Annotated in this window: 21 protein-coding genes and 1 pseudogene; 2 read left to right on the top strand and 20 right to left on the bottom strand. The window is 31.6% G+C overall.

Annotation, left to right across the window (positions count from 1 at the left end; genetic code table 11):
• Positions 1 to 261 precede the first annotated feature (261 nt).
• The 3 genes from tadA to guaB form a co-directional block, all read right to left on the bottom strand.
• Positions 262 to 723 (bottom strand): tRNA adenosine(34) deaminase TadA, encoded by a 462-nt coding sequence (gene tadA / locus CF386_RS05265; RefSeq protein ID WP_089073363.1) that lies wholly within the window; start codon positions 721 to 723, stop codon positions 262 to 264.
• Positions 724 to 1029: 306 nt separating this feature from the next.
• Positions 1030 to 2616 (bottom strand): glutamine-hydrolyzing GMP synthase, encoded by a 1587-nt coding sequence (gene guaA / locus CF386_RS05260; protein ID WP_089073362.1) that lies wholly within the window; start codon positions 2614 to 2616, stop codon positions 1030 to 1032.
• Between the two features lie 23 nt (positions 2617 to 2639).
• On the bottom strand, positions 2640 to 4100 hold the full coding sequence (guaB, locus tag CF386_RS05255; protein WP_089073361.1) for an IMP dehydrogenase: 1461 nt from the start codon (positions 4098 to 4100) through the stop codon (positions 2640 to 2642).
• Between the two features lie 125 nt (positions 4101 to 4225).
• On the opposite strand from guaB, the gene xseA reads away from it, so the two are divergent.
• Positions 4226 to 5557 (top strand): exodeoxyribonuclease VII large subunit, encoded by a 1332-nt coding sequence (gene xseA, locus CF386_RS05250; protein ID WP_089073360.1) that lies wholly within the window; start codon positions 4226 to 4228, stop codon positions 5555 to 5557.
• 133 nt (positions 5558 to 5690) lie between these two features.
• On the top strand, positions 5691 to 6944 hold the full coding sequence (locus tag CF386_RS05245) for a mechanosensitive ion channel family protein (protein WP_089073359.1): 1254 nt from the start codon (positions 5691 to 5693) through the stop codon (positions 6942 to 6944).
• A 456-nt stretch (positions 6945 to 7400) separates the two neighbouring features.
• On the opposite strand, the gene CF386_RS05240 is transcribed toward CF386_RS05245, so the two are convergent.
• From CF386_RS05240 to iscU, 17 genes and pseudogenes are all read right to left on the bottom strand, one after another.
• The gene (locus CF386_RS05240; RefSeq protein WP_089073358.1) at positions 7401 to 7619 is read right to left on the bottom strand and encodes a hypothetical protein; all 219 of its coding nucleotides are present in this window, start codon (positions 7617 to 7619) and stop codon (positions 7401 to 7403) included.
• Positions 7620 to 8020: 401 nt separating this feature from the next.
• Entirely contained in the window at positions 8021 to 9457 is a 1437-nt protein-coding gene (gene der / locus CF386_RS05235) for a ribosome biogenesis GTPase Der (protein WP_089073357.1), read from the bottom strand.
• 8 nt (positions 9458 to 9465) lie between these two features.
• A complete protein-coding gene (gene bamB / locus CF386_RS05230; protein ID WP_089073356.1) occupies positions 9466 to 10626 on the bottom strand; it encodes an outer membrane protein assembly factor BamB in 1161 nt (386 codons plus the stop codon).
• A 39-nt stretch (positions 10627 to 10665) separates the two neighbouring features.
• On the bottom strand, positions 10666 to 11250 hold the full coding sequence (locus CF386_RS05225) for a YfgM family protein (protein WP_089073355.1): 585 nt from the start codon (positions 11248 to 11250) through the stop codon (positions 10666 to 10668).
• A gap of 2 nt (positions 11251 to 11252) precedes the next feature.
• Complete coding sequence (locus CF386_RS13345; RefSeq protein ID WP_318778974.1) at positions 11253 to 12026, bottom strand: ATP phosphoribosyltransferase regulatory subunit; 774 nt, start codon at positions 12024 to 12026, stop codon at positions 11253 to 11255.
• A 41-nt stretch (positions 12027 to 12067) separates the two neighbouring features.
• On the bottom strand, positions 12068 to 12526 hold the full coding sequence (locus tag CF386_RS13340) for an ATP phosphoribosyltransferase regulatory subunit (protein WP_264080460.1): 459 nt from the start codon (positions 12524 to 12526) through the stop codon (positions 12068 to 12070).
• Between the two features lie 10 nt (positions 12527 to 12536).
• Positions 12537 to 13646: a flavodoxin-dependent (E)-4-hydroxy-3-methylbut-2-enyl-diphosphate synthase gene (gene ispG, locus CF386_RS05215; protein WP_089073354.1), complete on the bottom strand. Its 1110-nt coding sequence runs from the start codon at positions 13644 to 13646 to the stop codon at positions 12537 to 12539.
• The gene (locus CF386_RS05210; protein WP_089073353.1) at positions 13639 to 14478 is read right to left on the bottom strand and encodes a RodZ domain-containing protein; all 840 of its coding nucleotides are present in this window, start codon (positions 14476 to 14478) and stop codon (positions 13639 to 13641) included. The genes ispG and CF386_RS05210 overlap by 8 nt, the downstream gene beginning before the upstream one ends.
• Positions 14479 to 14519: 41 nt before the next feature.
• On the bottom strand, positions 14520 to 15635 hold the full coding sequence (locus CF386_RS05205; protein ID WP_089073352.1) for a bifunctional tRNA (adenosine(37)-C2)-methyltransferase TrmG/ribosomal RNA large subunit methyltransferase RlmN: 1116 nt from the start codon (positions 15633 to 15635) through the stop codon (positions 14520 to 14522).
• 78 nt (positions 15636 to 15713) lie between these two features.
• Positions 15714 to 16138: pseudogene (gene ndk / locus CF386_RS05200) on the bottom strand (nucleoside-diphosphate kinase).
• Positions 16139 to 16150: 12 nt separating this feature from the next.
• The gene (gene pepB, locus CF386_RS05195) at positions 16151 to 17443 is read right to left on the bottom strand and encodes an aminopeptidase PepB (RefSeq protein WP_089073351.1); all 1293 of its coding nucleotides are present in this window, start codon (positions 17441 to 17443) and stop codon (positions 16151 to 16153) included.
• A 43-nt stretch (positions 17444 to 17486) separates the two neighbouring features.
• Entirely contained in the window at positions 17487 to 17687 is a 201-nt protein-coding gene (gene iscX / locus CF386_RS05190) for a Fe-S cluster assembly protein IscX (protein WP_089073350.1), read from the bottom strand.
• A gap of 14 nt (positions 17688 to 17701) precedes the next feature.
• The gene (fdx, locus tag CF386_RS05185) at positions 17702 to 18040 is read right to left on the bottom strand and encodes an ISC system 2Fe-2S type ferredoxin (RefSeq protein WP_089073349.1); all 339 of its coding nucleotides are present in this window, start codon (positions 18038 to 18040) and stop codon (positions 17702 to 17704) included.
• Positions 18041 to 18043: 3 nt separating this feature from the next.
• Positions 18044 to 19900 (bottom strand): Fe-S protein assembly chaperone HscA, encoded by a 1857-nt coding sequence (hscA, locus tag CF386_RS05180; protein ID WP_089073348.1) that lies wholly within the window; start codon positions 19898 to 19900, stop codon positions 18044 to 18046.
• A gap of 14 nt (positions 19901 to 19914) precedes the next feature.
• On the bottom strand, positions 19915 to 20427 hold the full coding sequence (gene hscB, locus CF386_RS05175) for a Fe-S protein assembly co-chaperone HscB (RefSeq protein WP_089073347.1): 513 nt from the start codon (positions 20425 to 20427) through the stop codon (positions 19915 to 19917).
• Between the two features lie 18 nt (positions 20428 to 20445).
• Positions 20446 to 20769 carry an iron-sulfur cluster assembly protein IscA gene (gene iscA, locus CF386_RS05170; protein ID WP_089073346.1) on the bottom strand — a complete coding sequence of 108 codons (324 nt, stop codon included), beginning with the start codon at positions 20767 to 20769 and terminating at the stop codon, positions 20446 to 20448.
• Between the two features lie 16 nt (positions 20770 to 20785).
• Positions 20786 to 21169, bottom strand: a complete 384-nt coding sequence (gene iscU / locus CF386_RS05165; protein WP_089073345.1) for a Fe-S cluster assembly scaffold IscU — start codon at positions 21167 to 21169, stop codon at positions 20786 to 20788.
• Positions 21170 to 21187: the final 18 nt, after the last annotated feature.

Genomic DNA, 21187 nt, shown 5'->3' with positions numbered 1-21187 from the left:
GTTTTAATCACGTTTTCTTTGAGGACCTTATTATAGATGATCTTATACATAGATGTAAATGAAAACGCAACCGTTTGCATTATTATATTTTAAAGCTATTATTGAATGATGTTTATTTAAAAAATTTAAAATTTATGAAAAAAAATTCTTTATTTATAAGAAGAACCTGTCTAAACAACAGAAGGAAAATGCTTAAACATAATCACAAAAAATGTCTTGCCCGAGAAAGGATTTTTCACTTTTTAAATCAAGATGAATTTCCTACTTAGTTTTTTTTCTTCTTGCGCGAAAAAAATCTTGAAGGATATTTTTACATAATTCTTGTTCAATATTATGAATAATTTCTATTTTTGTATTAGAGACCCCCTCATTAAGTAAATTTAATTTACCTCCTAGTGTCCCAGTCTTAGGATCACTTGCTCCATAAATAATCTTACCGATTCTACTATGTATTAATGCCCCAAGACACATGCTACATGGTTCTAAAGTCACATATAATGAAAAATTTTTATTCAATCTATAGTTATTCTTTTTTAAACATGCGTTTCTAAGTGCCATAATTTCAGCATGTGCGGTACAATCATTCGAAGAAATTGAAAAGTTCCAGCCTTCAGAAAAAATCTCGTTATTTTCAACCAATACAGCTCCTACGGGAACCTCCCCTAGAGATCTTGCGTATTCAGCTAATTTATATGCTTTTTTCATAAAAAAGTGATGATTCATAACAATTATTTACATTTATTTAACAAAATAAAACAATAACATGACATTTTAATAAAAAAATAACATATTATTAATATTAGATGGAACTTTTATAATTTTTTAATGTCTTAAATATTGCTTGTCGACCAAAGCTAATTTATTAGCTACAAGCGTATGTATAAAGAATTTATTTATCCTTGATTCTTTCAAAGGCTTTCAGTTGAAAGCCTTTTTTATTTACAGTCTAATTCATAATTTTTTATTTTTCACTATCCTTGCTCAATAACAAATTCTAACAAACTATGACTAATTAACTGGATAATCAAGTTATTCCCATTCAATAGTGGCTGGTGGTTTACCTGAAATATCATATACAACTCTTGAAATTCCGGAAACTTCGTTAATTATTCTATTGGATACGTGTCCTAAAAAATCATAAGGTAATTGAGCCCAATGAGCAGTCATAAAATCAACAGTTTCTACAGCTCTCAAAGATATAACCCAATCATATTTTCTTCCATCACCCATAACTCCAACAGATTTTACTGGTAAAAATACTGCAAAAGCTTGCGAAACTTTATGATATAACTCATTTTTTATTAATTCTTCTATAAAAATATGATCTGCCTTTCTTAAAAGTTCACAATATTCTTTTTTAATTTCACCTAAAACTCTGACCCCTAAACCTGGACCAGGAAACGGATGTCTATACAACATGCTGTGTGGTAAACCAAGCTCAAGACCAATTTTTCTAACCTCATCTTTAAATAATTCTTTTAAAGGCTCGACAAGACCTAATTCCATATCATCTGGCAAACCACCAACATTATGATGTGATTTAATTACATGGGCTTTACCTGTCTTTGATGCTGCTGATTCAATTACATCTGGATAAATTGTTCCTTGAGCAAGCCATTTAGCATTTTCAATTTTTTTAGATTCTCTATCAAAGACATCTATAAAAGTATGTCCAATTGCTTTTCTCTTTTCCTCAGGATCATTTATTCCTTTCAAAGAGTCTAGGAACATATTTTCAGCATCGATTTTCTTTATGTTCAGACCAAAATGATCACCAAACATATCCATAACTTGATCTGCTTCATTTAAGCGTAATAAACCATTGTCAACGAAAACACAGGTTAACCTTTTACCAATTGCTCTATGAACAAGCATTGCTACAACTGAAGAATCTACTCCACCAGATAATCCTAAAATAACTTCATCGTTGCCAACTGTTTCTTTGATTTGTTTAATTGCATTATCAATAATTGAACTCGAACTCCACAGTTTCTCACATTGACATATATCAATAACAAAATTTTCTAATATTCTTTTACCTTGCTTTGTATGAGTTACTTCAGGATGGAATTGAATACCAAAAAAATTTTTTTCCTCATTACTAATGATCGCGTAAGGACAACTAGAAGTTTCACCAATTTTCTTAAAACTACTTGGAATTGACTTTACTTTGTCTCCATGACTCATCCACACATCTAGAAGTCCATAATCATCACTTGAAACAGCATCTTCAATATTTTTAATTAATGAACATTTTTGCGTCACTTTAACTTGAGCATAACCAAACTCTCTTTTATCTGAAGAAGATTCAACTTCACCTCCAAGTTGTTTTGCCATCGTCTGCATCCCATAACAAATTCCTAAAACAGGTATATTTGCTTCAAAGACATAATTACATGCTCTAGGAGAATTGTTTTCTGTGACACTCTCCGGTCCCCCAGATAGAATTATTCCATTTGGATTAAATTTTTTAATATCTTCAGAATCTACATCCCAAGACCATATCTCACAATAAACACCTATTTCTCGAACTTTTCTAGCAATTAATTGAGTATATTGTGAACCAAAATCTAAAATTAAAATTTTATCTTTATAAATATTATCAACATTTTTCATTAATTATTCTCTTAAATTATACCTTACCCAAGACGATAGTTTGGAGCTTCTTTTGTAATTGTCACATCATGAACATGAGATTCTTTTATCCCTGCACCAGAAATTTTCACGAATTCTGCTTTTGTTCTAAGATCTTCAATTGTTGCTGAGCCTGTAAGTCCCATACAAGATCTTAATCCACCTATTTGCTGATGGACAATTTCTTTCAGCATACCTTTATAAGCAACCCTACCCTCAATACCTTCCGGAACTAATTTATCCGAAGCATTATCAGATTGAAAATATCTATCTGAAGAACCTTGACTCATGGCTCCCAAAGATCCCATTCCTCGATAAGATTTATAAGAACGACCTTGATATAATTCAATTTCCCCTGGAGATTCTTCGGTGCCAGCAAACATTGAACCCATCATTACACACGATGCTCCAGCAACAATAGCCTTACACATATCTCCTGAAAACCTGATCCCACCATCAGCAATGACGGGGATATCATATTTTTGTGCAATCTCAGCCGCATCTGAAATAGCTGTTATTTGAGGAACTCCTACTCCAGTCACTATTCTAGTTGTGCAAATAGAACCAGGGCCAATACCAACTTTTACCGCGTTTACTCCAGCATTTATAAGTGCCTCAGCTCCCTCTTTGGTTGCAACATTACCACCAATAATTTGAAGGTTGGGGTATGCTGCTCTTGTTTCCCGAATTCTTTGGAGAACACCTTCTGAGTGCCCATGTGACGAATCAATTAATAGCACATCAACACCCGCATTCACAAGTGCTTCAATTCGCTCTTCATTCCCTTTTCCAGCACCAACAGCAGCACCCACTCTCAACCTACCTAATTCATCTTTACATGAATTAGGCTTATTTTCAGCTTTTTGGAAATCTTTTGCTGTAATCATGCCCTTCAATGAATCATTTTTATCAACTAAAAGAACTTTTTCAACTCTATAATTTTGCATGACTTGCTCAACTTCTTTTCTCGAAGCATTTTCTGGAGCAGTAGCTAATTGAGAGCGAGGGGTCATGACTTTATCAACTGTAATCGATAAATCTTGTACGAAACGAACATCTCTTCCTGTTATAATACCAACTAACTTATTATTTTCAATAACAGGGAAACTGGCAAAACCAAAACGCTGTGTTAACTCTTTCACTTCAAAAATTGTATTATTTGGGTTCACAACGATAGGTTTCTTTACTACACCAGCTTCAAAATGCTTAACTTTTTTTACTTCTTGGGCTTGTTGTTTGATTGACATGTTTTTATGGATAAAGCCAATTCCACCTTCTTGTGCTAGAGCAATTGCAAATCTACCTTCCGTGACAGTATCCATAGCTGCAGAGACCATTGGTATGTTTAAATTAATGGTTTGGGTCAATCTTGTTGACAATTGAACATCATTTGGTAAGACTTCTGAATGTGCGGGTACTAGTAAAACATCATCAAAAGTGAGTGCTTCTTTTTTTATTCGTAACATGGCAATATCTCATTAAAGTATATAATATTGCCGAAGAATTATACTTTAATAAATTAAAATTTGCTAGTCATTAATTTATAAAAAAGTATAATACTAAACAATGTGATTTTTTAAATAAAAAGTTCATGGACAGTACAAAAATACATACCGTTTCATCACTAAATAATCTTGTAAAAAGAATTTTAGAAAATAATATTGACCACATTTATTTAACTGGCGAAATTTCAAATCTTTCAAAGCCGATATCAGGGCATTGGTATTTCTCATTAAAAGACTCAACTTCTTCAGTCAAATGTGCAATGTTTAGAACTTCAAATAAATTTTTATCATTTGAACCTATTAATGGTGATCAAATAATGGTTTTAGCAAAAGTGACGTTATATTCTGCTAGAGGTGATTATCAGTTGATCATTGAAAAAATGAAGCCATTTGGTGAGGGTTTACTAAAAAGACAATATGAAATATTAAAAACAAAGCTTTCAAGTGAAGGGTTATTTGATAAAGTTCATAAAAAAGCATTACCGAAAAATATTGGTAAAGTTGGAGTTTTTACTTCAGAAACTGGTGCAGCCATTCATGATATATTGAATGTGCTAAAGAGACGAAATCCCTCTCTTGAAATTTATCTATACTCTTCAATTGTTCAAGGAGAGAAATCTGAACAATCATTACTAAATAACATTGCATTAGCTGAAAAAGAGAATATTTGCGATGTTTATATTATCACTCGTGGAGGTGGAAGTCTTGAAGACTTATGGTCATTTAATAGTGAAAAACTAGCCAGAAGAATATTTTCTTTCAAGAAACCTATAATTTCTGCCGTAGGTCATGAGATTGACACCACCATAACTGACTATATTTGTGATTTGAGAGCAGCTACACCTTCTGTTGCTGCAGAAATAATATCTGTTGATATTGTAAAATTAGTTACAGATATTTTCGGAAAAGTAAATCAAATTGAACGACTTGTTTCCAATAAGTTAAAAGAAAAGTATCTATGTTTAGAAAAAAAAAGTGAACAAATAAATAGCTTAAACCCCACGAGAATCATTCAAAATAATTTTCAAAAAAATGATTATATTGCAGAGAAGCTAAATAATTTAATATTAAATAAAATCATAGAATTAACTAATAAAATACAAGCAAAAAATCTAGAATTAGATCATAAGATTGTAGTTTCAAAAATAAATAAGTATGGCTACTCTTTTCAACAAAAAGAAATACTTTTAAATTCAATTCTAGCTCAGATAGTTGATTTAAAGAAAAATATGAGTCATCAAAAATTAAACCACTTATCACACTTAAATCCTTTGGATATTTTTAAAAAAGGTTATTCCATTACAGTTAACTCCGAAAGAAAAGTCATTAGATCTAAGAAAGATGTTATTTGTGGAGAACACATAGAAACAACCATTAAAGATGGAAAAATTGTATCTAAAGTTATCCAAATTAATTAAGATGATAATTTTAAGTATAAAAATCTATCTTGATAATAATCTTTAAATTAAATATTATCTTTAAAAATATAAAAATATAAAAATATAAAAAATATAAAAAATATATATAAACATCATCATAAAGGAATAATAAATGAATGCACAAATTACAAACTGGCTCATACAATACTTATCAATTAGTGATAATATTGCACTATACCTTTCAGCAATAATAATATTTTTTGGAATTTGTATTATTAGCTTATTGGTAAATTACATTTTAAAAAAATATATTGTCTCCATTGCTACTAAAATAATTTCCAGAACCAAAAGTATGCTGTTAGGACTTTTTATTAATGAAGATGTCATAAAAGTGCTATCCCATATTGGTCCTGGATTGGTTTTTTTAAAGGCTTCCCCTTTAATCTCTAGCCAGAAATTACCTTTAAATAATTTAGTCAATGGTATTCAAGTTGCCGCTGAACTTTATTTGCTTTTTGTTGTGTCTGTCTTTTTCTTTAGATGTTTGGACGGTTTTAAGCAATTACCACATAAGGTAAAGTCCCTCGAAAAGCAACCCATGCATGTATATGTACAAGTTGTTAAAATTATTATTGCAGTTTTTGCCACTATAATGGCCATATCAATTGTAATTGATAAAAGTCTACTATCTCTGATTGCTGGTATAGGTGCATTAGGTGGTATTGGTTTATTAGTATTCAAAGACTCATTAATGGGCCTTGTTTCAAGCATACAAGTCTCCCAAATGGATATGGTGCGAGTTGGTGACTGGATTACTGTACCCTCACAACATGTTGATGGCGACGTAATTGAACTTAATTTAAATACAGTCAAGATCAGGAACTTCGATAAAACAATAGCAACAATCCCAACGACATCGTTAACAAGCGCAAGTGTTCAAAACTGGAGAGGTATGTCTGATTCCGGTGGTAGAAGGATTAAGCGTTCCATATATATTAATATAGATACCATTAAATTTTGTTCCGAAGAGTTATTAATAAAGTTAGAAAAGATTGAATTACTTAAACCTATTATTTTTGCCAAAAACAAAGAAATATCTAGCGAGAATAACCAAAATAAAATAGATACTTCACATGTAATCAATGGCAGACAATTAACAAATGTTGGACTCTATAGGGCTTATATTGAAGCATACCTAAAAAGTAGAGATGATATAAAGTTCGATTTCACATTTTTAGTTAGACACTTAGATCCAACTCCAATTGGATTACCAATCCAATTATATATATTCACCAATGATACTAATTGGATTAATTATGAGGGAATTCAGTCTGATATTTTTGACCATTTGCTAGCTTCCCTAGAACTCTTTGAGCTTAAAAGTTTCCAAAATATTTCCGGGTACGTTGAATCAAAATTGAACTAACATAACAAAAATTATAAAAAAAGTTCTCATGCCATAGATATGAAGAAACAACAAGTATTTATAACATGTATTTAGCTGGATAAGTCCGGCTTTATTTTTGTCTTTTTTAAAAATTACTATATTGTTTGGTTTGCACAAAAGATGTTTCTTTATCATCTACAAAAGTTAGTGAAACATTTTTTAGTATGAAGGAGAAATTGATTACTGATGATAAAAAAGAACTCAAATAATTATTAAACTTTATTCATAAAAAATTTTATCCTTTTATCACCCACCTTGCTTCTTGGATATCTTTCTCATTATTTTAAATAGTAACTTGATATACAAGACTGGTATTTTTTTGATGGCATCTAACCCCCTAACATGTAATATATTTACTATACACCCGATAATCTCACCTGTTTTAACTACTATTTTAATAGGTCTCTTTTTCCTTTTTATACAAAATTACCTACTTTATCCAAGGATTATAATTCTAGGGTATAGACTCTCGATGCACACTCTTTCATTTAGGACTTTGTGCATGTAAGAAAAAACAGCAACATCTAAAAATTTATTGCTCACTTCAAAAGAGGATGTAGGAAGATTTTTTTTATTCAATATAATATTAAACAATCCCAAAAAATCATCATTTCTATTATTTAGAACAATTCCAACTTTTTCTATTTCAACCATATCTACATATCTAGTCTTTGTTTATTCTAATTTTTTTAAAAGTTATCTAAGGAACACTCAACTTAACCATATCTTTTGATATTGAATAACGTAGAAAATTTATCGTCAAAATCATTAATTAGATAATCAATAACATTCGTACTATTGATTTTATCAATAAAAAAACCTCACATTTGAAAGGTTAAAAAATGAATCTAAATAAACAAGGAAAGTGAAGAAAATTCTAATACTTTTATAAAGTGACCTTTTTCATAAAGATTCATTTTTTATTTTCAATAGTATAATTTCAAGAAAAATAAAAATAGAACATTTATAACTAAAACCACCGAAAGCATAAGTTACATAATCTGCATTTCGATTTTAAGTAGATAATAATTCCGTAATAGAGGATAAATTTAGATTTATCCTCTTGATTTTTTATTTTGTAGATGTCTTAAAATTCTTTTTCTTCTATCTGAAAGGTTTTTCTCGTAGGGGTTCTCGCTATTTTGAAATTGTATTTTTATTGGTGTACCAACAATCTCAAGTGTTTTTCTAAAATAATTCATTAAATATCTCTTATAGGAGTCAGGTAACTCTTTAACTAAATTACCATGAATAACAATAATTGGTGGGTTGTAACCACCTGCATGAGCATATTTAAGCTTAACTCTCCTACTACGAATTAATGGAGGCTGATGATCGTCTGTGGCCATTTTTAAAATTTTTGTTAGCATTGATGTACTTACACGTTTGGTACTAGAGTCAAATGCTTCTGATATGGATGCAAATAAGTTTCCAACTCCTGTACCATGTAGCGCAGAAATAAAGTGAATTCTAGCAAAATCAACAAAACCTAATCTACGATCAATTTCACTCTTAATACTTTCTTTTTTTTGTTGTGATAATCCATCCCACTTATTGATAGCAATAACTATGGAACGACCGGAGTTTAGACTAAATCCTAGTAAACTAAGATCTTGATCAGTAATATTTTCCCGAGCATCTACTACAAACACAACTACATTGGAATCCTCTATTGACTTTAAAGTTTGAACGATTGAAAACTTTTCAACTTTTTGTTTTATATTTTTCCTTCTTCTGATACCTGCAGTATCAATTAGGATATAATTAGTATCATTTCTTTCAAGTGGAATGTAAATAGAATCTCTAGTGGTTCCAGGCGCATCATATACGACAACACGTTCTTCCCCCAGTATTCTATTAATCAACGTCGACTTCCCAACGTTTGGTTTACCTATTATGGCAATTTTAATAGGTCTTTCTTCAAGGCTATCTTCTTGGCTACCATCTAATAATGTAGAATCTGAATTAATTTTCATAGCCTCAACATCATCAATCTCAGATTCAAAAAAAGGAGTTAAAGTTTTACTGATTAACCTATTTAATCCCCTATTATGAGCAGCTGAAATTAAGAACTTTTCATCAATTCCTATTCTATAATATTCATGCTCAATCTGTTCAGAATCTACACAGTCAGTTTTATTTATTACTAATGCACAGGGTTTATTCTTTTTTCTTAAGAAGTCTGCAAGCAATTCATCACTTACACTCATACCTAACTTTGCATCAACTAAGAAATAAACGAAATCAGCTTCTTCAATAGCAAGTCGAGTTTGTTCAGACATTTTTGAATCAATACCAATCTCATCTCCATCTACACCACCGGTATCAATAACAATATAATCAAAGTTATTAAAATTTGCCTTCCCATATTTTCTATCTCGAGTTAATCCGGGAAAATCAGCAACTAAAGCATCTCTTGACTTTGTTAAGCGATTAAATAGTGTTGATTTACCTACATTCGAATGACCGACTAAAGCTATTACTGGTACCATACTTTACCTTAATTAATTATTTGTTCGTTTATTAAGTCACCGTTACTAGTAAAAGCAATAATACCTTGTTTAGTATCCAAAGGCGGGACCAAAAATTTTGAGTCGTAGTCTTTTTGAGCTACAATTAAGCCTGTGTTAATGTTTATCCAATGCAGATAACCTTCCATATCACCAACCATCAACGTGTCTTTAAATATACTTGGCGAAGTTAAAAATCTATACTCCAATTGGGAGTTTTTCCAAACGTCTTTTCCGGATGTCAAGTCTACACATCGGACTTCATCACTAGATGTTACAAAGATGATTTTCGACCCTTTTATAACAAAATCTTTTGCTGATGAAGTTTTAATTTTCCAATTAAACTTATAAGTTGATAAATTTATTGAGTTCAAATCACCGTTGTATCCAAGTATATATAAATTATTTCCAACAACTTTCGGCGTTGCATCCACATCCATTAATTGACCAACTTGGGTTTGATTAATTGGTGTTCCAACTGGTATTTGTTTTAATAAATTTCCTGTTTTTAACTCTGCAACTCCCACCATGCCATTAGACATACCCCAAAAAACCTTATTATCATGAATAGTAATAGAGCTTGCAGATCTTAAAGAAAATGGAGGCTCAAAAGTTTTTATGTTCCAAATTTCTTTTCCGTTATTCTTATCAAAAGCTTGTAAGTTGCCTCCATCTGTATTAACAAGAACATAATCTTGATAAACAACTGGTTTGGAAATAACTGAACTATTTGTATCAATAACCCATTTAACTTTCCCTGACTTTAAATTTAAAGAATACAGTTTGGCACTTTCACTTCCAATATATAAATCATTTTGACCTAAACTTATCCCACCCGAAAGCTTAGCATCTGAATCAGAGTTTAATTCCTGTTCCCAAATTTCTTTTCCTGAGTTAGCGTCAATAGCCTCAACCGTTCCATTTCGATCGGCTACGTAAATGATTCCATTTTGTTCAACAGGGCTTTGTTGAGAATAGTATTTACCGAACCCATCTCCAATATTATTATTCCAATTATTTTTAATTTGGAATTGATTTTGAACGACTGGTAATGGTGACATTTCATGAGCTGGTTTTTCAGAAGAGCACCCGAATAAAATCAAGCTTAAAGACAAAAATAAAGGGGTTATCCGTGCATTTATTTTATACATTATCAACTCACTTATTTAAATTACTGATTTTTATATTAATTAATGGAACATTTGGATTAATTTTTTAGCCTTTAGATACTCTTTTTTTGCTAAATCAAACTTGTTTTCTTTTGTATATAAATCACCCATTAAAATAGTTTTTTGTAACTTCCAACTTTCAGATTTAATTGTCCCAATGATATTTTTAGCTAAATCAAATTGAGAGTTAAAAATATATAATCTTGCCAGCCGTACTTTAGCTATGTTGAGTAAATTAACATCTGATGAATTATGAATAATCCAATTAAGAGAGTTTATCGCCTCATTATAGTTCTGCCTTTCCACATATACTTTAGAAAGATTTAAATTTAGTAATGATGAATATTCATTTTTATTATTTTCAATATAATTTTTTGCGTTTTTTATAACACCATTACTAACTTCATCACTCTGGAGCTTTTTATGAATTACTTCAAAATTATCCACAGAAATCAAGTTATCTTTTGATACACTTTGATGATAAAAGGTTTTAACAAGAATTGCGGCAAAAATTATAACCAATATAACCACGACCCACTTTAGATATTTTTTACACCATCTCTTTATCGCATCAACTTGTTGATCTTCTGTTGTATATACTTCCATCTTTAAGCCTCCAATTGTTCCCTTAACTCACTCATAAATGTATTTTTTGGATAATCTTTTTGATTGCCGTCCATAAGATTTTTTAAAGTTATTCTTTTGTTTGATATTTCAGAGTCACCTATAATTACAGCAAAGTTAGCTCCCATAGAGTTAGCTTTTTTAAACTGCCTTTTAAAGCTAACGTTATTGTGATTAAAGAAAACTCGTTTATCAGGAAAGTTGTTTTTTATATCAAAATAGAGCTTTAATGCTGTCCGCTTATTTGATTCATTTTGTGTCATAACAAATATATCTATTGTTGGTAAATTTACATTCACATCAATTGATTCAAGCATTAAGACTAATCTTTCAATACCAAGTCCGAATCCAAAACCAGGTGTTTTAGAACCTCCCAGATGCTCAACAAGACCATCATATCGTCCACCACCACAAACAGTTCCTTGCGCACCTAATGCGTCTGTAACCCACTCGAAAACAACACCATTATAGTAATCTAACCCTCTAACTAAACGTTCATTAACTTCAAATGAAACTCCTATCTCCTTCAAAGAAGCACACACTAATTCAAACTCATTTTTATCATTTTCTGTAAGTACACTATGAAATTTAGGAGCATTTTCGACAATTTTTTGTGTGGTTTTAATTTTACTATCTAAAATACGTAGTGGATTAGAATAAACTCTGCGTTTTGAATCTTCATCCAAAAAATCAATATGCTGTAAAAAATAAGTCTTGAGTGCCTTTTTATAGGCCTCTCTAGACTCTGTATTACCAATTGTATTTATTTGAAGTTTTACAAAGTCACCTAAACCAAGATTTATAAAAAGTTATTTAACATACCTAGTATTTCAACTTCAATATAGGGAGCCTCAATACCAAAAACTTCCACACCAAACTGATGAAACTGTCGATATCTTCCTTTTTGTGGTCTTTCATATCGATACATCGGCCCCATATACCAAAGCTTCTGTTCTTGATTATGAATCAGACCATGCTGAATTACTGCTCTAATACATCCAGCTGTTCCTTCTGGTCTTAGCGATATATTTTCATTACTTTTATCATTAAAAGAATACATTTCTTTTTCAACCACGTCTGTTGACTCTCCGACACTTCTTTGAAACAACTGTGTTTTTTCGAGTAATGGGGTTCTAATTTCAAAGAAATTATGTTCCATCATCATCCTTCTAATTTTATTTTCTAAAAACGACCAATATTTTATTTTGTCTGGAAGAATATCATTCATTCCTCGAATTGCTTGGTATATGTTCTTCACGTCATTCTCACTAATATTCTTTTATATTTAATTTATTTGAAATCATGCTTGCCTTTGCACGAATTTTCTTCTCTAACCGTTCAATAATTTCGCCATTATCAAATCGTTCGCGCTGACGTTTTCCATCTTCATAAAATGCGCTTTTATTATTACTACCCGCAATTCCTAAATCCGAAACTTCAGCCTCACCGGGTCCATTAACAACGCAACCTATTATGGATACATCCATTGGTACAGTAATGTCTTCGAGCCTTTCTTCTAAAGTATTAATAGTACCTATAACATCAAACTCTTGTCTTGAACAAGTTGGACATGCAATAAAATTTATTCCTCTAGCTCTAATTTTCAGAGATTTAAGAATATCAAATGCAGCTTTTATTTCATGCACGGGATCTGCAGCTAAAGAAACTCTTAAAGTATCTCCTATCCCCTCAGATAGAAGAATACCTAGTCCAACAGCTGATTTAATTGAACCAGATCTTAAGCCACCTGACTCTGTTATACCAAGGTGTAGAGGCTGATCAATTTTTTTTGCGAGTAATCTATACGCATCAATTGCTAAAAAAACATCCGACGCTTTAACACTAACTTTAAAATTATCAAAGTTATATTTTTGTAAAATATCAACATGCCTCATCGCTGACTCAACTAATGCTTCTGCTGTTGGCTCTCCATATTTAGATTGGATATCTTTTTCTAAAGAACCTCCGTTTACTCCAATTCTTATCGGTATGTTTTTTTCAAAAGCCTTATCAATAACAGCTCTAATACGTTCCTCTTTTCCAATATTTCCGGGGTTTATTCTAAGACAATCTACACCATAATCCGCAACCTTCAAAGCTATCCTATAATCGAAGTGGATATCAGCGACAAGTGGAATTTTAACTTGTTCTTTTATTAGTTTAAACGCTTCAGCTGCTTCCATTGTAGGAACAGATACTCTCACAATATCAGCTCCAGCTTTTGCAAGATCTTGAATTTGTTTGACAGTTGCCATTACATCTGTTGTTTTGGTATTTGTCATTGATTGAACTGCAATAGGGGCATCTCCACCAATAGGAACATTGCCAACATATATCTTTTTGGACTTTCTTCTAACAATATTATTTTTATTAATCATCTATTAGCTCTTCATTCGGTAAAGAAAACTTTGCAACTTTATTTGGATTAAACTTATTTAAATCAACCTTTTTTCCTTTGAAAAACATTTTTTTGACATTACCTGGTGCTCCAAAAATAAATTTCAATGGTTGTGATCCACTTACAATAAGAGTTTGTTTTTGTTTTTGTAATCCGAAAAAAAGTTTTTTTAAGTTTTTATCATAAATCTCAACCCAGCAATTTCCTGAAAAAAGTATCTCTACTTCATCTGGACTGGTAATTTTTTTAAAATAATCAATATTTTTGTTCGAAAACTTTTTATATTCTAATTTATTGTATAAAGGACTATTATACATCTTCAGTATGTGATTATCATTTATTTTGAACAAATGTTTAACAGCATCATAATCAATCGTTGGTACAACTAATTTTTTTTTGAGTGAAATGGGTTGTGCATTGTTTAATTCAATGTTTTTACGCTTGTTTTGCTCTTCTAATCTTTGAAAATATAAAAAGAGAATGGACAAGAAAATAATTAAAACAAAAATTAACAAGAAAAAGTTAAAATTAATTTTTTTATTTCTATTTGAAAAATCACGCAAATCAGGACTACTTACTAAATTATTTTTTTCTTGTGTGTAAACCTGTATATTTAAAATTCCTGCATAAGCCTTCATATAACCTATCAAATAAACATCTAAGTTACTTTTATCAAAGGCTTTATCATCAATGGTTTTAATTACACTTAAGTTAATTCTTAACTTATGCGCAATTTCCAATTGGCTAATCCCTTTTGACTCTCTTAAAATCTTAAATTCAACCTTTAGAAGTTCTTCATGTAATGAGTTCATTTAATCTATCATTTTTGCATTCTAAATTAATCTTAGACTATTTATAATTCTTTGATTTGAATTTGTTTTTTATTCTTTAAAGCACGTTTTGTTTTATCTAAAATATCACCAGCTAACTGACCACAAGCAGCATCAATATCATCACCACGGGTCTTTCTAATAGTGACAGTAAATCCATGTTTCATCAGTGTTTTTTGAAACCTATCCACTCTTGAATTACTTGGTTTATCATAATCAGAACCTGGATGGGGATTAAAAGGAATTAGGTTAATTTTACATGGTATATCTTTTAAAAGATTAATTAAGTCTATGGCTTCTTCTGGGCCATCATTAATATGATCTAACAAAATATACTCAACAGTAACTTTTCCTCTATTAGCATTAGAGCTATCAATATATCTTTTTACCGTACTCAAAAATAAATCAATATTATATTTTTTATTGATTGGCATAAATGAATTTCTTAATTCATCAGTAGGCGCATGAAGAGAAATGGCCAAAGCCACATCGATTTTACCAATCATTTGTTCAAGACCTGGAACTACTCCTGAAGTTGAAACTGTTACTCTTCTTTTAGATAAACCATAACCTAAATCATCAAGCATAATTTCTAGAGCTGGGATCAAATTATTTAAGTTTAATAATGGTTCACCCATTCCCATCATGACAACATTTGTTATTGGTTTTCGAGATGTTTTAATTTTATCTTTAATTTCAGTTGTCGCTCTCCATATCTGTCCTACGATCTCAGATACACGAAGATTTCTATTGAAACCTTGCTTACCAGTTGAGCAAAACTTACAATCAAGAGCACAGCCAACTTGAGAAGATATACATAACGTAGCACGGTCATTTTCAGGGATATAGACTGTTTCTATATCTTGGTTTCCATCAACTTTAATAGCCCATTTTATTGTTCCGTCACTAGAGTATTGTGCTTTTGATATTTGAGGTGCCTCTATACAAGCTTTAGATTCTAATTTACTGATTAAGCTTTTGCTTAAGTTTGTCATTTTAGAAAAGTCAGAACAATGAAAATGATATATCCACTTCATAACTTGTTCAGCTCTAAATGGCTTTTCATCTAATTGATTAACAAAAAAGTCACGGAGAGATTGACGGTTAAAATCTAATAAATTTACTTTTGAACTTGACACTGATACTACCCAATTACAAAACAACCTAAAACAAGCACATTTTATCAATAATTTGTAAAATATGCTAATTTTTTAAAATTAAGATATGATTTCGGGATTTGAAAAAAAGAAAGCTATCTCCTGCTCAGCGGAATGCTCACTGTCTGATCCATGAATAGAGTTTTCCGTGTTATTTATGCCAAACTCAGCTCTAATTGTTCCTAGCGCAGCCTCAGAAGGGTTAGTTTTGCCGATCAAAGCTCTAAATTGATTAACAACTTCTGGACCTGTTAAAACAAAAACATATATCTGATCTGAAACCATATATTCAATTAAATTATTGAAGAAAGGTTTACCAGTATGTTCTTCATAAAAACTTTTAGCTTGTTCATAATTTAGATGTACTGTTTTTATTGCAACAATTTTAAAATTATTTTTTCAATTTTTGAAATTATTTCCCCAACTTTGTTTCTTTTTACAGCGTCCGGCTTTATTATTCCTAAAGTTTTTTGCTGTTTATCCATCATTTCATCCTTCTAATTCAATTTTTGTAAAAAATTCGCTATTGTTCTTATACCAATTCCAGTAGCCCCGATACTAAACTTATCAGAAGCCGAGGCTTTGTATGTAGCACTACAGTCTACATGTAACCAATTTTTTTTGTAATCATCTACAAAATAAGACAAAAATGCTGCGGCAACAGAATGGCCCGGTCCTGGATTAGTGCTCGGGACATTTGCGATATTAGCAAAAGAAGATGAAATCCTATTCCTATGAAAATCTGCCAATGGCAGCGGCCAAAACCCTTCTTTTTCTTCACTAGCAGAAAATAGTAATTTTTGAGATAATTCATGGTCATAGCTAAAGATCGCATGGTAATCATTACCTAGCGCAACCTTTGCAGAACCAGTAAGAGTAGCACAGTCAATAATATATTTGGGATTTTGAGAGTTAGCGTAAATCAAACCGTCAGCCAGCACTAATCTACCTTCTGCATCAGTATTTAAAACTTCAACACTTACGCCATTTTTATATTCAATAATATCTCCTAATTTAAGAGCATTACCAGAAACCATGTTTTCAGCACAACATAGTATTAATTTAACTCTTTTTTTCAAGCCCCTTAAAATTCCTAAGGCCAATGCACCAGAAACTAATGCTGCTCCCCCCATATCAGCTTTCATCGTTAACATGCCAGCTGATGGTTTAATACTATAACCTCCACTATCAAAAGTAATTCCCTTCCCAACAAGACAGGCAAAAACCTCTTCATCATCATTTCCAGAAGGATTGTAATCTAATATTAACATACAAGGCGAGTTATCAGATGCTTTTCCAACAGAATAAACGCCGTTCCAACCTTCATCAACTAAATCAATACCTTTAATCACTTTATATGAAACATCGTTTGGAGCAATATTTTTAATAAACTCCGCGGCTTCATTAGCTAATCTTGCTGGGAACAATTCACTTGGACTTTGGTTTATTAATCCCATAGACCATTTACTTACACTGATTCGATTTAATAGCTCATTTTGTTCCTGTTGTTCAAGTTGATTCCATTCCATTTGATTATTATTTTTAGGGTTATTATAACCTTGAAAAAAAGCCCATATTTCTTCTAATTGCCACTCGCCACCTTCGAGATAAACATTTTTAATCCCTAAATTATCTATTTTTCTTGCAGACTTTTGAATTATGTTTTTAGTGTCAGAGTCCGATACGTGAATTATGATTGCATCATCACTAAATGATAAGTGAGTTGTTTCTCCCCATTTAGGACATGTATTATTTTCTGTAAGTCTTATAAAAATTCTATCTACAGACATATTATATAGCCTCAATATTATTATTTATCTAAATATGAAAAAATTAGTCAATTTCATCAATCCAGCACATTTGAATTGCTTCTAATATTTTTTCACTACAATGGTTAGGATCGTCATCAAATTTTTCTAATTCAATTATCCATTCTCTTAGATCAGTAAATCTTATCGTTCTTGGGTCAACTTCTGGAAATTTTTCCGAAAGCTCTATTGCAATGTCAAGTGAATCAATCCATTGTAAGCTCATCAGTATGCTCCTTTTTAATGATTTTCTGCGGCTAAATTTATTGTATATTTGGGGATTTCGACTGTTAAGTCTTGATCCTCTATTTTAGCTTGACAACCAAGTCTTGATTCTGGTTCAAGTCCCCACGCTTTATCAAGCATATCATCTTCAAGCTCACTACTTTCCTCTAGTGAATCAAAACCTTTTTTAATAATGACATGACAAGTAGTACATGCACAAGATTTTTCACAAGCATGTTCTAACTTAATCCCATTTTTCAAAACCACATCAAGAACAGTGTCTCCTTTATTCGCATCTAATTCAGCACCCATAGGACAAAGTTCTTCGTGAGGTAATATTTTTATTTTTGGCATTTCTTAAATCTCGTCTATTGATTTTCCAGTTAAAGCAGATTTTATTGACTGATTCATTCTTCTGGCAGCAAAATCTTGGCTTAATTCATCAGTTTGTTTGATTAAACGTTTTATCTCTTTGATATCTTGACCAGATAATGATTTATATAACAGCATCATGGATGACTCTAAATTATTTCTTTCATTTGCTGTCAATAATGCATCACCATCTTTTTTTAATGCACTTATCAATCCCTCAAGTACTCTCTCAGCTTCTACTTTTTGTTCTGCCAAAGCTCTTGCATCTCGATCAATCTTAGCATTTGACATCGATTCCTTAATCATACTCGCAATTTCATTTTCGTTTAAGCCATAAGATGGCTTAACTTCAATACTTGATTCCCTCCCAGTAGTTAATTCTTTAGCACTAACTGATAATAAACCATCAGCATCGACTTTGAATGTAACTTGGATTTTTGCGGCACCAGCAACCATTGGAGGTATTTCCTTAAAAGAAAACTTAGCTAAAGAACGACAGTCAGCACTCATTTCTCTTTCGCCCTGAAGTACATGTATAGACATTGCTGTCTGCCCATCTTTAAATGTTGTAAATTCTTGAGCACGAGCAATTGGTATTGTTGTGTTTCGAGAAATAATTTTTTCAACCATGCCACCCATAGTCTCAACACCTAGAGATAGAGGTATAACGTCTAAAAGGACCATCTCATTATCAGACTTATTACCAATCAAAACATTGGCTTGAATTGCCGCACCAAGTGCAACTACCTCATCAGGATTTATATTTGAAAGTGGCTTTGAATTAAAAAACGACTCCACTTCGCTTAAAACTAGAGGAACTCTTGTAGACCCACCAACCATAACAATACTAGATATATCTTGTGCCTTTAATTGAGAATCTCTGAGGACTTTTTTACAAGAAGATAAAGTCTTTTTTATTAAAGGCATAATTAGCGAATTAAAGTCTGATCTTGTGAAAATTATATTTTTGTCAAAAATATTAAATGTAAATTCATTTGTGTGTGAAAGCTGTTCTTTTGCTTTAGTTGACAAATTAACAATTTTTCTAACTTCTGAGCTTGATAAGTTACTCTTATCTATATCAAGTTTATTTAAAAGCCAGTTGACAACTAAATCATCAAAGTCATCTCCACCTAAACTTGAATTACCACCTGTTGCAAGAACCTCAAAAACACCTTTATGCAATCTAAGAATGGATACATCAAAAGTACCGCCACCTAAATCATAAACTAGAATATTTCCTTCACTTTTGGTATCCAAACCATAAGCAATCGCAGCTGCTGTAGGTTCATTTAAAAGCCTTAACACATTGATTCCAGCAAGTTCAGCTGCTTTTTTTGTACAAGCTCTTTGAGTATCATCAAAATAAGCTGGTACTGTAATTACAGCACCTTCAATATTTTTATTTAGTTGATTTTCAGCTGTATTTATCAGATGTTTTAAGATATCCGATGATACTTGAACTGGGTTTTTAATGCCTTGATTTGTTACAAAAGAAGGAAGACCCGAATCACTAAATTTTAAGTTATAGGACAATGCCGCTGTATTATTGATTTCTGCTTTGGAACAACCCATGAATCGTTTCACTGAAACAATTGTGTTTAAAGGATCCGACTCGTTGTACTTTAGCGCCTCATTACCAACTTTCACGTCTTCAACACCATAGTAAACCACTGACCTTGTTGTGTTTTGTTTATCATCACTTTCAATAATTTCAGGACGATCATTGAAAACTTTTGCTACCAAAGAATTAGTAGTCCCGAGGTCAATACCCACAGCAATTTTTTGTTTAAATTTTGTTGCATTTTGTTGGCCTGGTTCAGATATTTGTAGTAATCCCATAATTTTCCTAATATTTAAATAATCTTATCTTCAAGATCTTCAATCTCAGTAACTAACTTCGAATAAAACTTTAGTTTCTGTACTTCCAAAAAAACCTGATTCCAATTTTCGATGCCTATTAATTCATTTAATTGTTCAAGAATTTTGTTATATTTTGCATCTACATATTGAGATAATTCCTCAAGTTTATTTTGCATATTTTCAATGTCATTAGATACTTCCTCTATTGTCTCACGAAGCTCCATTTGCTCAAATAAAAAAGTATCGTCAGCAATAGTTTTATTGGAATCAAAATGTATTCCATTTATATTTAGTAAATGTTCAGCCCTCGAAATTGGGTTTTTCAAAACATTGTATGCGTCATTGATCTCTGAGGTTTTTTGAAGAACTAACAATTTATCTCTGCTTGATGCAGTGCTATATTTATCAGGGTGGAAAGTGTTTTGAAGGTTGAAATACTTTTTTTGAAGTGTTGATAAATCGACATCAAAACTTTGTTCAATGTCGAATAATTTAAAATAATTCATAATACTCAATAATATTAATTAAACAGTAAAACTCTCACCACACCCACATTCGCCAGATGCATTCGGATTGTTGAAAACGAAACCCTCATTCAATCCTTCCTTACGAAAATCCAATTCGGTGCCATCTATATATACAAGACTTTTATCGTCAACGATTATTTTGAGACCTTTGACTTCGAAAATATTGTCATATTCGTCGGTTTCATCTACAAACTCTAGAATATAAGCCATACCCGAACAGCCATGAGTTTTGATACCTAAGCGAAGTCCAATACCCTTGCCTCTATCCTCTAAAAAAGAGGAGATTCGACTAGCAGCGTTATCAGTTAAAGTTATTGACATATTTTACCTTACAAACCTAGCTGTTTTTTTTATTTTTGTAGTCTTTGACTGCTGCTTTGATAGCATCTTCTGCTAATATTGAACAGTGAACTTTAACTGGCGGCAGTTCTAGTTCTTCTGCAATTGCAGAGTTTTTCAAAGATTCGGCTTCTTCAATAGACTTGCCTTTGACCCACTCTGTAACTAAAGAGCTTGATGCTATCGCTGAGCCGCAACCATAAGTTTTGAATTTAGCATCTTCAATGATACCTGCATCATTAACCTTAATTTGAAGCTTCATGACATCACCACATGCTGGCGCACCAACCATACCACTACCAACGTTAGGGTCATTTTTATCCATTGATCCAACGTTTCTAGGATTCTCATAATGATCCAATACTTTTTTACTATATGACATAATTTACCTCTAAAATTC

The sequence above is a fragment of the Paraphotobacterium marinum genome (assembly GCF_002216855.1).
Classification (GTDB): Bacteria; Pseudomonadota; Gammaproteobacteria; order Enterobacterales; family Vibrionaceae; genus Paraphotobacterium; species Paraphotobacterium marinum.
Note: the sequence above shows the minus strand (reverse complement) of the source record. Positions and strands in the feature narration are given on the sequence as shown.